Genomic DNA, 12,935 nt, shown 5'->3' on the forward strand with positions numbered 1-12,935 from the left:
TATGGCGCGGGGTGTGATCCTTCTCGCGGCTGGCGGAACCGGTGGACATTTGTTTCCGGCCGAGGCGCTGGCGCATGAGCTGATTGAGCGCGGCTGGGGCGTGCATCTGGCGACGGACGACCGCGCCGAGCGCTTTGCCGGCCATTTCCCGGCCGCCGCCATCCATCCGATCCAGTCGGCGACGATGGGCTCGAAAAACCCTGTCGCGCTGCTTGGCGCGTTCTGGAAGATCTGGCGCGGCGTGCGCCAGGCCTCCGCCGTCATGGCCAGGATCAAGCCTGATGCGGTCGTCGGCTTTGGCGGTTATCCGACCTTGCCACCGCTCTATGCCGCGACGCGGCGCAAGCTGCCGACGCTGATCCATGAGCAGAACGCAGTGATGGGCCGCGCCAACCGGGCGCTGTCCGGGCGCGTCGATGCCATTGCCGGCGGCTTCCTGCCGCAAGATGAAAGTGCCACAGGCGCCAAGACGGTGACGACAGGCAATCCGGTCAGGCCGCCAATCCTGGAGGCGGCCAAGACGCCTTACACCGCATCCAAAGGGGCGGATCCGTTCAGGCTCCTGGTGTTCGGCGGCAGCCAGGGCGCGCAGTTCTTTTCCGACGCCATGCCGACGGCGATCGCACTTCTGCCGGAGGCGCAGCGCAAGCGGCTGGTGATCACCCAGCAGGCCCGCGCCGACGACGTGGCGCGGGTGAAGGCTGGCTATGCGGCACTCGGCGTCCATGTCGAGGTCTCGCCCTTCTTCACCGATATGGCACAGCGCATGGGCGCGGCGCATCTGGTGATCTCGCGCTCCGGCGCCTCGACGGTTTCGGAGATCGCCGTCATCGGCCGGCCGGCGCTGCTGGTGCCTTATCCCTATGCGCTGGATCACGATCAGGCGGCGAACGCAGCCGCCCTTGCCGCGGCGGGCGGCGGCGAGGTGCATCCGCAATCGTCACTGTCGCCGGAGCGCATCGCGGCTCTCATTGGCGGGCTGATGGACACTCCCGAGCGGCTGACGGCCATGGCTGCCGGAGCGAAGTCGGCTGGCCGGCCGAACGCGGCGCGGTTGCTCGCTGATCTCACAGAGGCTATTGCGTCCAGAAAAACCGTTTCGGATTTCAGGAAAGGGACGCATTGATGAAGATGCCGCAGACCATCGGCCTTGTGCATTTCATCGGCATTGGCGGCATCGGCATGAGCGGCATCGCCGAGGTTCTGCACAATCTCGGCTACAAGGTGCAGGGTTCGGACCAGGCCGACAGCGCCAATGTCCAGCGGCTGCGCGACAAGGGCATCGAATGCTTTGTCGGCCACAAGGCCGAGAATATCGGCGCGGCCGAAGTGGTGGTCGTCTCCACCGCGATCAAGAAATCCAATCCCGAGCTGAAGGCCGCGCGCGAAAAACTGCTGCCGATCGTGCGCCGGGCCGAGATGCTGGCCGAACTGATGCGCTTCCGCCAGGCGGTCGCGATCGGTGGCACGCATGGCAAGACCACAACCACGTCGATGGTGGCGACGCTGCTCGATGCCGGCGGGCTCGACCCGACGGTGATCAATGGCGGCATCATCAATGCCTATGGCACCAATGCCCGTATGGGCGATGGCGAGTGGATGGTGGTCGAAGCCGACGAAAGCGACGGCACCTTCCTCAAGCTGCCGGCCGAGATCGCCGTCGTCACAAACATCGATCCCGAGCATCTGGACCATTATGGCAGTTTCGACAAGGTGCGCGAGGCGTTCCGGCAATTCGTCGAGAACGTGCCGTTCTACGGTTTTGGCGTGATGTGCACCGACCATCCGGAAGTACAGGCGCTGGTCAGCCGCATCGAGGACCGCCGCGTCATCACCTATGGCGAGAACGCGCAGGCCGATGTGCGTTTCACCAACCACCGCATGGCCGGTGCCGTCTCGGCATTCGACGTGGTGATCCGCGACCGCAAGACCGGCGGCCAGACGACGATATCGGATCTGCGGCTGCCGATGCCCGGCCGCCACAACGTCTCCAACGCCACCGCCGCAATTGCGGTCGCGCATGAACTCGGCCTATCGGCCGAAGCGATCAAGAAAGGGCTGTCGTCCTTTGCCGGCGTCAAGCGGCGCTTCACCCACACCGGCTCGTGGAACGGCGTCGACATCTTCGACGATTACGGCCACCACCCGGTCGAGATCACGGCGGTGTTGAAAGCGGCGCGCAGCGCCACCAAGGGCCGCGTCATCGCCATTGCGCAGCCGCACCGCTTCACCCGGCTGCACGATCTGTTCGACGAGTTTTCGGTCTGTTTCAACGATGCCGACACGGTGATGGTGGCGCCGGTCTATGCGGCGGGCGAGGAGCCGATTGACGGCGTGACCTCGGAGGCGCTGGTGTCGCGCATCCGCTCCGGGGGCCATCGCGATGCGCGCTACGTCGAAACCCCTGCCGCGATTTCGCCCGTCATCCGCGCGTTGGCGAAACCGGGCGACTTCGTCATCTTCCTGGGCGCCGGCAACATCACCCAATGGGCCTATGCGCTGCCTGGGGAACTCGGCGGTACCGTCTCATGATGCGCGGCCAGGACCTGCTCGACAAACTTGGCGACCGGCTTGCCGGCCTGCGCGGCCGCATCACGCCCAATGCCGAGATGGACAAGATCACCTGGTTCCGCGCCGGCGGTCTGGCGGACGCCCTGTTCCAGCCGGCCGACGAGGAGGATCTGGCTGCCTTCCTGCGCGCCGTGCCGGAGGACATCCCGCTCACCATCGTCGGTGTCGGCTCCAACCTCCTGGTGCGCGACGGCGGCATTCCGGGTTTCGTCATCCGGCTTTCGGCCAAGGGCTTTGGCGAAGCCGAGGTGGTTTCGCCGACCGTCATCAAGGCCGGTGCTGCGACGCCCGACAAGCGCGTCGCGGCCGTCGCTTATGAGGCCGGTATTGGCGGCTTTCATTTCTATCACGGCATTCCCGGCGCCATCGGCGGGGCGCTGAGGATGAATGCCGGCGCCAATGGCGTCGAGACGCGGGAACGTGTCGTCGAGGTTCGGGCGCTCGACCGCAAGGGCAATCTCCACACCCTCAGCAATGAAGACATGGGCTATGCCTATCGTCACTCGGCCGCACCTGCCGGGCTGATCTTCACCTCCGCCGTTTTCGAAGGTGTTCTGGAAGACCAGGAGGCGATCAAGGCGGCCATGGACGCCGTCCAGACGCATCGCGAGACGGTGCAGCCGATCCGCGAGAAGACCGGCGGCTCGACCTTCAAGAATCCGGAAGGCACCTCGGCCTGGAAGGAAATCGACAAGGCCGGCTGCCGCGGGCTGATGATCGGCGGCGCGCAGATGTCGCCGATGCACTGCAACTTCATGATCAACACCGGAACAGCGACCGGATACGACCTCGAATATCTCGGCGAGACGGTGCGCGCCCGCGTGCTTGAAAATTCAGGCATCCGCCTGCAGTGGGAAATCAAGCGGCTCGGCAATTTCCGCCCCGGCCATGCCGTGCAGGAATTCCTCGGACAGCTTCTTTAGCGCAAGCTGAAGTTCATGTGATGCTTGAACTTCAAACGGTCTGAAACAACAGCGCCACCGTTGCTCCAAAGACTCACAACACGCTTTTTCCGGCCGTTTTCGCGGAAAGTGAATCTGTCGGAATCATAAGCACTTGCCAGCGAATCAACTCTCTGATTCTCTGCCTTAAAGCGTTTCCTGATTTGAGTCGTTCGACGCGTCGACCGCGTTTTCCGTCTGGGGGGGCAACCTGCCGGGAGACTCGGACTCAATCTGGTCGCTGAATGCGTGGTTGCGGGCCCGCCGTGAGAGGGATGACGGGATATGAAGAACAAGCATGTGGCTGTCCTCCTGGGCGGATTCTCGTCCGAGCGGCCCGTGTCTCTGTCTTCGGGAAAGGCGTGTGCGGATGCGCTTGAGAATGAAGGCTACCAGGTTACCCGCGTCGATGTTGCGCGCGATGTCGGCGCCGTGCTCACCGAACTCAAGCCCGATGTCGTCTTCAACGCACTGCACGGCCCGTTCGGTGAAGACGGCACCATCCAGGGCATCCTCGAATATCTGGCCATTCCCTACACGCATTCGGGCGTGCTCGCCTCGGCGCTCGCCATGAACAAGGAGCAAGCCAAGAAGGTCGCCAAGGCTGCCGGCATCGCGGTGGCGGAATCGAAGGTTGCCAGCCGCTTTGCCATCCAGAACAAGCATCCGATGAAGCCGCCCTACGTGGTCAAGCCGGTCAATGAAGGCTCAAGCTTCGGCGTCGTCATCGTGCATGAAGGGCAGTCGCATCCGCCGCAGGTCATCGGCTCGTCCGAATGGAAATATGGCGAGACCGTCATGGTCGAGCGCTACATCCATGGGCGCGAGCTGACCTGCGCCGTCATGGGCGACGTGGCGCTCGGCGTCTGCGAGATCATTCCGACCGGCCATTCCTTCTACGACTATGATTCAAAATACGTCGCCGGCGGATCAAAACACGAAATCCCTGCTAAAATTTCATCAAATATTTACCAAAAAATACAGACACTGGCGCTCAAGGCACATCTGGCTATCGGCTGCCGGGGCGTTTCCCGATCGGACTTCCGCTATGACGACCGTCACTCCGAAAACGGCGAGATTGTCTGGCTCGAGATCAACACTCAGCCGGGCATGACGCCGACGTCTTTGGTGCCTGAAATCGCCGCCCAGGCCGGGCACTCGTTTGGCGAATTGTTGAGTTGGATGGTGGAGGACGCTTCGTGTCTGCGTTGAAATGGGGGCAGGACAAGGGCAGGGGCGGCGCCGGGCCGGCGCTGTTCGGCATGCCGTTGTCGTTCGACCATTTCGTGCTGCCGCGCGTGCTGCGCCGGCCGGTGCGCGTGCTGGCGCGCCTGGGCGGCGGCGACTTCGTCGCGCCGCGCTTTTCCGCGGCCATCCTGTCGGCTTCGCTCATTGCATCAAGCAGCCTCTATGGCGCCATTCTCGGCGGTCATGCCGACGACATCGTCCAGAGCATCACCGCCCGGACCGGCTTTGCCGTCGACCAGATCAAGGTGGTCGGCAACCGCCAGACTTCGGAGATCGACATACTGGACCGGCTCGAGCTCGACGGCTGGACGTCACTGATCGGCTTCGATGCCGAGGCCGCGCGTGAACGTATTGATACCTTGCCCTGGGTCGAAGTGGCGGCGGTGCGCAAGGTCTATCCACATACGCTGGAAGTGCGTGTCGAGGAGCGCGAGCCCTTCGCGCTCTGGCAGCAGGGCGCGGAGCTTTCGGTCATCGAACGCTCCGGCGCGGTGATCGCGCCGTTCTCCGGCGGCAAGCAGGCGCTGCTGCCGCTGATCATCGGCACCGGCGCGCCGGCCAAGGCCCCCGACTTCGTGGCCAAGATCAACAAATTTCCCGAGCTCGCGGCTCGGGTCAAAGGCTATATCCGCATCGGCGAACGGCGCTGGGACCTTAAGCTGGAAAACGGCATCACGATCAAGCTGCCCGAGGATGGCGAGGATCAGGCGATCGCCGATCTGGTTCGGATGGACCACGACAACGGGCTTCTGACGCGGGACATCGCCGCCGTCGACATGCGCATCTCCGATCGCCTGGTGGTGCAGCTGACGCCGGAAGCGGCGACGCAGCGCCGGGCCGCGCTCAATGAAAAGCCGCAAAATCTGAAGCGCAAGTCGGGGACGAAGATATGAGCTGGCTTGGCGGCAACAGCGATGCCTCTTCGCGGCGTTCCGGCACGCTCACCGTGCTGGATGTCGGCTCAAGCAAGGTTTGCTGCGTGGTGGCGAAACTGAAGCCGCGCGAGGACGGCAAGCTGTTGCGCGGCCGCTCGCACCGCATCCAGGTGATCGGCATCGGCCACCAGAAATCGCAAGGCGTGAAGTCGGGCGTGGTCGTCGATCTCGACCGCGCGGAGCACGCCATTCGCCTGTCCGTCGACGCAGCCGAACGCATGGCGGGACTGACCGTGGATTCGCTGATCGTCAACATGACGGCCGGCCGGCTGAAGAGCGAAACCTATTCGGCCACCATCAATCTCGGTGGCCATCAGGCCGACGAAGCCGACATCAAGCGCGTGCTTGCCGCCGGCGCCAAGCAGGCGCTCAAGGCCGAACGCGACGTGATCCATTCGCTGCCCGTCGGCTTTTCGCTGGACGCCGAGCGCGGCGTGCGCGATCCGCGCGGCATGGTCGGCGACCAACTCGGCGTCGATATGCATGTGCTGACGGGCGATGCCGCGCCGCTGCGCAATCTGGAGCTCTGCATCAACCGCTCGCATCTTTCGGTCGAGCGCATGGTGGCGACGCCCTATGCCAGCGGGCTTGCGGCCCTGGTCGACGACGAACTGGAAATGGGTGCGGCCTGCATCGACATGGGCGGCGGCACGACGACCATCTCGGTGTTTTCGGAAGGCAAATTCGTCCACGCCGATGCCATTGCCATCGGCGGCAATCATGTGACGCTCGATATGGCCAAGGGCCTGTCGACCTCGCTCGACGCCGCGGAGCGGCTGAAGGTGATGCATGGTTCGGCGCTGCCTGGCAGTGCCGACGATCGCGACCTGGTCTCGATCCAGCCGATCGGCGAAGACGGCGAGATGCCGCTGCAGATCCCGCGCTCGGTGATGACGCGCGTCATCCGCGCCCGCATCGACGAGACGCTGGAACTGTTGCGCGACCGGCTGAACAGGTCGGGCTACGGCAATGCCGTGGGAAAACGCGTCGTGCTGACCGGCGGCGCCAGCCAGCTTGCGGGTCTCCCTGAGGCGGCGCGCCGCATTCTGGGACGCAATGTGCGCATCGGACGCCCGCTCGGCGTGGCGGGCCTGCCGGAAGCTGCCAAGGGGCCGGCTTTCTCGACGGCGGTCGGGCTGCTGATCTATCCGCAGATGGCGAGCTTCGAGAGCCATCCGGCGAAAGGAATTTCCGGTCTCAGGATGACCGGGACGGGCGGAAAACTGCATCGCATGAGTCAGTGGTTGAGAGACAGTTTCTAATTGACGGGGACAGCCCCATAGGCGGCCGCGGCGGCGAAGCGGCGGGAAAGGCAAAGGACGGAGACAATGACGATCAATCTGCAAAAGCCGGACATCACCGAGCTCAAGCCGCGGATCACCGTATTCGGTGTCGGCGGCGGCGGCGGCAATGCCGTCAACAACATGATCACCGCGGGCTTGCGCGGTGTCGAGTTCGTCGTGGCCAACACCGATGCACAGGCGCTGACCATGTCGAAGGCCGAGCGGCTGATCCAGCTCGGCGCGCATGTCACCGAGGGGCTCGGCGCCGGCTCGCAGCCTGAAGTGGGCCGTGCGGCGGCGGAAGAGTGCATCGATGAGATCATCGATCATCTCTCCAACACCCATATGTGCTTCGTCACCGCCGGTATGGGGGGCGGCACCGGAACCGGTGCGGCTCCCGTGGTTGCCCGCGCGGCGCGCGAACGGGGTATCCTCACCGTCGGCGTCGTCACCAAGCCGTTCCATTTCGAAGGCCAGCGCCGCATGAAGACGGCGGATCTCGGCATCGAGGAGCTGCAGAAATGTGTCGATACCCTGATCGTCATCCCCAACCAGAACCTGTTCCGGCTGGCCAATGACAAGACCACCTTTGCCGACGCCTTCGCCATGGCCGACCAGGTGCTCTACTCCGGTGTTGCCTGCATCACCGACCTGATGGTCAAGGAAGGCCTGATCAATCTCGACTTCGCCGACGTGCGTTCGGTGATGCGCGAAATGGGCAAGGCGATGATGGGCACCGGCGAAGCTTCGGGCGAGGGCCGCGCGATGGCCGCGGCCGAGGCGGCGATCGCCAATCCGTTGCTCGACGAGACCTCGATGAGGGGCGCCAAGGGCCTGCTGATCTCGATCACCGGCGGCCGCGACCTGACCCTGTTCGAAGTCGACGAGGCCGCGACCCGCATCCGCGAGGAAGTCGATCAGGACGCCAACATCATCCTCGGCGCCACCTTCGACGAGGAACTCGAAGGCGTCATCCGCGTCTCGGTGGTCGCCACCGGCATCGACAAATCGGCAGCTGAAATTGCCGCGGCGCCGATCTCGATCCGGGCCGTACCGCCGCAGCAGAAGCCGGTCAGCCGCCCAGCGGCTCCGGGGGCGGAAGGCCGTCCGGCACCGGTCCAGCAGCAGACCTATGAGCAGCGCGCGGCCGATCCGGTGGCCGAGGCGATCCAGCTTGCCGAGGCCAATGCGGCGGCAATGGCTCGTCCGGCGCCGATGGCCCAGGCGGAAGATTTCCGCCCGCAGAGCAAGATCTTCCAGGCCCCGCCTGCCCAGCCGCAGCCTGTCGTGCAGCAGGTGATGCAACCGGCGCCGATCCGGGAAATGCCGCAGCCGGTGGCTGCCGCACCGCAGCGCATGCCGCGGGTGGAGGATTTTCCGCCGGTGGTGCGGGCCGAGGTGGAAGCCAAGGGCCGTCCGGCCGACCATGAAAACAGCGGGCCGATGGGGCTGCTCAAGCGGCTGACCAACGGGCTGACGCGCCGCGAAGAAGAGCCGGCCCGGTTGCAGCCGGCTCAGCCGCGCGAACCGAAACTGCGCCAGGCGGCGCCGGAAATGCGCCGCCTTGCCAGCCAGGATCCGCAGCTTTACGCGCCGCGCCGCGGCCAGCTCGACGATCAGGGCCGGTTGACGCCGCAGACCAGGTCGACCCAGGAAGACGACCAGCTGGAGATACCGGCTTTCCTGCGCCGCCAGGCCAACTGAGCCGTTAACGGTATGTAACACTTGTTAACAGGCAGACGAGAGATTGTCTGCCTGTTAACGTTTAAAGTGGTTTAATAACAAGGCGTTACGATGTGACGCTCAAGGTCTGTCGCGGTTACACAGAGTAAGAAACCGTGATTTGGAGTCTCCCTGACAGACCATTATCTTTGCCGCAGCACTTTCGGTGTGCTGGGATTCGGGGAAGTGGCCCTGCCTGCCGATAAAAAAGAGCCGCGCCTTTTGGGTTAAAGCGGACTTAGGCGTTTGGGCTATGGGGTTTGTCTTGCAAGACTATCAGACGACACTGAAATCGCGTGCAACGCTGACCGGTACCGGCGTTCACAGCGGCAAACCGGTCACCGTCAATTTCCTCCCTGCGGACGCCGACACCGGCGTGCTCTTCCACCTTTCGAACGGAAGCGAGAGCCGCGAGTTCCGCGCGCTGGTTGCTGAAGTCGGCGCGACCGATCTCTGCACCATGCTCGGCGATCCGGCAGGCGAGCATATCGCCACCGTCGAACATCTGATGGCGACGCTTTTCGGGCTCGGCATCGACAACATCGTCATCGAGATCGACGGTCATGAGGTTCCGATCCTCGATGGCAGTGCGGTGGCGTTCGTGGAAGCCATCGACCAAGCCGGCATCGAGACGCTGGCGGTCAAGCGCCGCTACATCAGGGTGGTCAAGCCCGTCCGCATCGAGAATGGCGCGTCCTGGGCCGAGTTCAGGCCTTATAGCGGCACGCGCTTCGAGGTCGAGATCGATTTCGAAAGCCCGGCGATCGGCCGCCAGCTATTCGCCTCCGACATCAACCCCGACATCTTTCGCCAGGATATCGCGCGCGCCCGCACCTTCGGCTTCATGAAGGATGTCGAGCGGCTGTGGGCGGCCGGCTATGCGCTGGGCTCCTCGCTGGAGAACTCGCTGGTGATCGGCGACGACAACCGGGTGATCAACATGGGCGGCCTGCGCTACCCCAATGAGTTCGCTCGCCACAAGACGATGGACGCGATGGGCGATCTGGCGCTGGCCGGCGCCCGTTTCATCGGTTGCTTCCGCTCCTATCGCGGCGGTCACCGGATGAATGCGGCTGCTTTGCGGCGGCTTCTGTCCGACCGTTCGGCCTTCGAGGTCGTCGAGACCACGCGCCGCGAGCGCGGCCGCACCGCCGAGATGAGCGCCGTCACCGGCCCTGTCTTTGCGCCCTGGGTGATCTGATTCTTAACGATTTTCTGGCTCTCTGAACGCTGGCCGGTGTTGCACGAAAGCATCACCGGCCAGTGAAAGTGCGTAGCATTCGGGGCAACACCAAGCCGCCACAAAAATGTGCGATTGGCTAGACATAGCGTTGCTGGGCAAGGCAGTTATGGTTTATGGCTGCTGCCGTCTGTTAGGCGCATGTCGCTCAAAAGTGGGGATCAGTTTTGAGGGAACGCCATGCGAAAGGCATTGAACTAACGCCGAAAGGGCGCAATCCAATCATGTTCTTCAAGCGAGTTGGTCAATCGAAAGCGCCGTATCGGGCTGTTTTCCTGGCGCTTTCGGTGGTTGTGCCATCGCTCTTCCTCTCGGCCTGCATGTCGTCCGAGAAAGACGTCGACCTGTCGACCTATGTCGACCAGACCGAACCGGCCGACGTCCTTTACAATCAAGGCCTTGCCAATCTCAATGCCGGCCGCCTGGATGAGGCGAGCAAGAAGTTCGACGCCGTCGACCGCCAGCACCCCTATTCGGAATTCGCCCGCAAATCGATGGTGATGGGCGCCTTCGCCGACTATCGCGCCGGCCGTTATGACGAAGCGATCGGCTCGGCCAAGCGCTATCTCACGCTCTATCCGTCGACCGACGACGCGGCTTACGCCCAGTATATTATCGGGCTGAGCTACTACAAGCAGATCAAGGACGTCACCCAGGATCAGAAGGAAGCACGCCAGACCGTGCAGACGATGCAGGATCTGGTGACGCGCTGGCCGACGTCGGAATATGTCGACGACGCCAAGGAAAAGATCCGTTTCGCCAACGACCAGCTGGCCGGCAAAGAGATGCAGATCGGCCGCTATTATCTCGAGCGGCGCGAATACATTGCTGCCGTCAAGCGCTTCCGCAACGTTGTCGAGAACTATTCCAACACCCGCCATGTCGAAGAGGCGCTGGCGCGTCTGGCCGAAAGCTATTACGCCATGGGCTTGACCTCGGAAGCGCAAACCGCCGCTGCTGTGCTCGGCACCAATTATCCCGACAGCCAATGGTACAAGGATACCTACAAGCTGTTGCAGAGCAACGGGCTTGAGCCGCGCGAGAATGCCGGATCGTGGATATCCAAGGCCGGCAAGCTGATCACCGGCGCCTGACGCCCGAGCATCGACTGAGGCGGAACGCGCTTTTCGGATTGATCCGACGCTCAAACAAAAAGATAGTGCGGCGCTGCGACTCCATCGGTCGCATGCCGCTTCACAGCGGTTCAGTGGTTTGATTGAGGCGCTGAACCGTCCTAACTTTTTGTTCTACGCAATTCCGGACGGAAAACCGCTACGCACTTTTCCCGGAATTGCTTGAGGTCCGGGTTCTGATGCTTTCCAGACTGTCGATCCGCGATATCGTCCTGATCGAGAAGCTGGATATCGACTTCCAGCCCGGCCTTTCCGTGCTGACCGGTGAAACCGGCGCCGGCAAATCCATCCTTCTCGACGCGCTGTCGCTGGCGCTTGGCGCGCGCGGCGACGCCTCGCTGGTGCGCCACGGCGCGGCACAGGGCCAGGTCATTGCCGTCTTCGATGTGCCGCGCAACCACCCGGTGCGCGCGCTGCTGGCCGAAAACGCCATCGAGGATGACGGCGACATCATCCTGCGCCGGCTGCAGACCGCGGATGGCCGCACCCGTGTCTTCGTCAACGACCAGCCGTCCAGCGTCACCCTGATGCGCGACATCGGCCACGCGCTGGTCGAGATCCACGGCCAGCATGACGAGCGGGCTCTGGTCGATCCCGGCGCCCATCGCGAATTGCTGGACAGTTTTGGCGGCCATCTGGGCGCTGCCCGCGCGACCGGCGAGGCGTGGCGCTACTGGCGTGGCGCCGAGCAGGAGTTCGTCAGGCACCGCGCCAAGGTCGAGGCGGCGGCGCGCGAGGCCGATTATCTCAGGGCCTCGGTGGCGGAACTGGCAAAGCTCGATCCGCAGCCCGGCGAAGAGACGCAACTGGCCGAATTGCGCGCCACGATGATGCGGGCCGAAAAGATCGCCTCGGAAATACACGATGCGCAGGATGTGCTGTCAGGCCCGTCCTCGCCACTGCCGCAACTGGCCAGTTTGCTCCGGCGCCTGCAGCGCAAGGCCAGCGAAGCGCCGGGCCTGCTCGAGGATGTGGTGAAGTCGCTGGATGAGGCGATGCTGTCGCTGGATGCAGCGCAATCGGGCGTCGAGGCGGCACTGCGCGCTACCGAATACGACCCGCAGCGGCTGGAGAAGGCGGAGGAGCGGCTGTTTTCGCTGCGTGCGGCCTCACGCAAGCACAGTGTCGCTGTCGACGATCTGGCGCAACTGCGCGACACCATGTTGGCCGACCTTGCCGATCTCGATGCCGGCGAGGGGCGCCTGCATGTCCTGGAAAAGCAGGCCGCGGCGGCGCGCGAGGCCTACGATATCTCCGCAGCCCAGCTGTCCTCGCTTCGCCATGCCGCGGCGGTCGGGCTGACCAAGGCTGTCATGGCCGAGCTGCCAGCGCTGAAGCTGGAACGGGCCGAGTTCATCGTCGAACTGGCCAGCGATGGCGAGAACCGCATGGAAGAAGGCATCGACCAGGTCGAGTTCTGGGTGCGCACCAATCCCGGCACCAGGCCTGGGCCGATGATGAAGGTCGCCTCCGGCGGCGAGCTGTCGCGCTTCCTGCTGGCGCTCAAGGTGGCGCTGGCCGACCGTGGCTCGGCGCCGACATTGGTCTTCGACGAGATCGACACCGGCGTCGGCGGCGCCGTGGCCGATGCGATCGGCCAAAGGCTGGCCAGGCTGTCGAAGCGCGTGCAGGTGCTGTCGGTCACGCATGCTCCGCAAGTGGCGGCACGCGCGGCAACGCATTTCCTGATCTCCAAATCCGGCGGCTCGGACAAGGTCGCCACCGGCATCGCCGAAATGGACCGGGCGGCGCGCCAGGAAGAGATCGCGCGCATGCTGGCCGGCGCCACCATCACCGAAGAGGCGCGCGCAGCCGCCGAACGGCTGCTACGCGAGAATATTGCTGCAGCGTAGTCGTCGCAA

Annotated in this window: 10 protein-coding genes; all 10 read left to right on the forward strand. The window is 64.1% G+C overall.

Annotated features, from left to right (window positions below; all coding sequences use genetic code 11):
• The first annotated feature begins 1 nt into the window (after position 1).
• The 10 genes from murG (at position 2) to recN (ending at position 12,926) form a co-directional block, all read left to right on the forward strand.
• On the forward strand, positions 2 to 1,126 hold the full coding sequence (gene murG, locus NKL04_RS03935) for an undecaprenyldiphospho-muramoylpentapeptide beta-N-acetylglucosaminyltransferase (RefSeq protein WP_023699607.1): 1,125 nt from the start codon (positions 2 to 4) through the stop codon (positions 1,124 to 1,126).
• On the forward strand, positions 1,126 to 2,532 hold the full coding sequence (gene murC, locus NKL04_RS03940; protein WP_023668277.1) for a UDP-N-acetylmuramate--L-alanine ligase: 1,407 nt from the start codon (positions 1,126 to 1,128) through the stop codon (positions 2,530 to 2,532). Before murG ends, murC begins: the two co-directional genes overlap by 1 nt.
• A complete protein-coding gene (gene murB / locus NKL04_RS03945; RefSeq protein ID WP_027050618.1) occupies positions 2,529 to 3,494 on the forward strand; it encodes a UDP-N-acetylmuramate dehydrogenase in 966 nt (321 codons plus the stop codon). Before murC ends, murB begins: the two co-directional genes overlap by 4 nt.
• A gap of 303 nt (positions 3,495 to 3,797) precedes the next feature.
• On the forward strand, positions 3,798 to 4,724 hold the full coding sequence (locus tag NKL04_RS03950; protein WP_023668279.1) for a D-alanine--D-alanine ligase: 927 nt from the start codon (positions 3,798 to 3,800) through the stop codon (positions 4,722 to 4,724).
• Positions 4,712 to 5,653: a cell division protein FtsQ/DivIB gene (locus NKL04_RS03955; RefSeq protein ID WP_023699605.1), complete on the forward strand. Its 942-nt coding sequence runs from the start codon at positions 4,712 to 4,714 to the stop codon at positions 5,651 to 5,653. The genes NKL04_RS03950 and NKL04_RS03955 overlap by 13 nt, the downstream gene beginning before the upstream one ends.
• A complete protein-coding gene (gene ftsA, locus NKL04_RS03960) occupies positions 5,650 to 6,957 on the forward strand; it encodes a cell division protein FtsA (RefSeq protein WP_023699604.1) in 1,308 nt (435 codons plus the stop codon). Before NKL04_RS03955 ends, ftsA begins: the two co-directional genes overlap by 4 nt.
• Positions 6,958 to 7,023: 66 nt before the next feature.
• A complete protein-coding gene (gene ftsZ / locus NKL04_RS03965) occupies positions 7,024 to 8,682 on the forward strand; it encodes a cell division protein FtsZ (RefSeq protein WP_023699603.1) in 1,659 nt (552 codons plus the stop codon).
• 271 nt (positions 8,683 to 8,953) lie between these two features.
• The gene (gene lpxC, locus NKL04_RS03970; RefSeq protein WP_023668283.1) at positions 8,954 to 9,901 is read left to right on the forward strand and encodes a UDP-3-O-acyl-N-acetylglucosamine deacetylase; all 948 of its coding nucleotides are present in this window, start codon (positions 8,954 to 8,956) and stop codon (positions 9,899 to 9,901) included.
• Between the two features lie 263 nt (positions 9,902 to 10,164).
• Positions 10,165 to 11,034 (forward strand): outer membrane protein assembly factor BamD, encoded by an 870-nt coding sequence (locus NKL04_RS03975; protein ID WP_023668284.1) that lies wholly within the window; start codon positions 10,165 to 10,167, stop codon positions 11,032 to 11,034.
• Between the two features lie 218 nt (positions 11,035 to 11,252).
• Positions 11,253 to 12,926: a DNA repair protein RecN gene (recN, locus tag NKL04_RS03980; RefSeq protein ID WP_023697015.1), complete on the forward strand. Its 1,674-nt coding sequence runs from the start codon at positions 11,253 to 11,255 to the stop codon at positions 12,924 to 12,926.
• Positions 12,927 to 12,935: the final 9 nt, after the last annotated feature.

The organism is Mesorhizobium sp. C264A, assembly GCF_040324515.1.
Lineage (GTDB): Bacteria > Pseudomonadota > Alphaproteobacteria > Rhizobiales > Rhizobiaceae > Mesorhizobium.

Bases quoted from the DNA above. Each gene is read 5' to 3' on its own strand.
- murG (WP_023699607.1), top strand. From the start codon at position 2: ATGGCGCGGGGTGTGATCCTTCTCGCGGCTGGCGGAACCGGTGGACAT.
- murC (WP_023668277.1), top strand. From the start codon at position 1,126: ATGAAGATGCCGCAGACCATCGGCCTTGTGCATTTCATCGGCATTGGC.
- murB (WP_027050618.1), top strand. From the start codon at position 2,529: ATGATGCGCGGCCAGGACCTGCTCGACAAACTTGGCGACCGGCTTGCC.
- NKL04_RS03950 (WP_023668279.1), top strand. From the start codon at position 3,798: ATGAAGAACAAGCATGTGGCTGTCCTCCTGGGCGGATTCTCGTCCGAG.
- ftsA (WP_023699604.1), top strand. From the start codon at position 5,650: ATGAGCTGGCTTGGCGGCAACAGCGATGCCTCTTCGCGGCGTTCCGGC.
- ftsZ (WP_023699603.1), top strand. From the start codon at position 7,024: ATGACGATCAATCTGCAAAAGCCGGACATCACCGAGCTCAAGCCGCGG.
- lpxC (WP_023668283.1), top strand. From the start codon at position 8,954: ATGGGGTTTGTCTTGCAAGACTATCAGACGACACTGAAATCGCGTGCA.
- NKL04_RS03975 (WP_023668284.1), top strand. From the start codon at position 10,165: ATGTTCTTCAAGCGAGTTGGTCAATCGAAAGCGCCGTATCGGGCTGTT.
- recN (WP_023697015.1), top strand. From the start codon at position 11,253: ATGCTTTCCAGACTGTCGATCCGCGATATCGTCCTGATCGAGAAGCTG.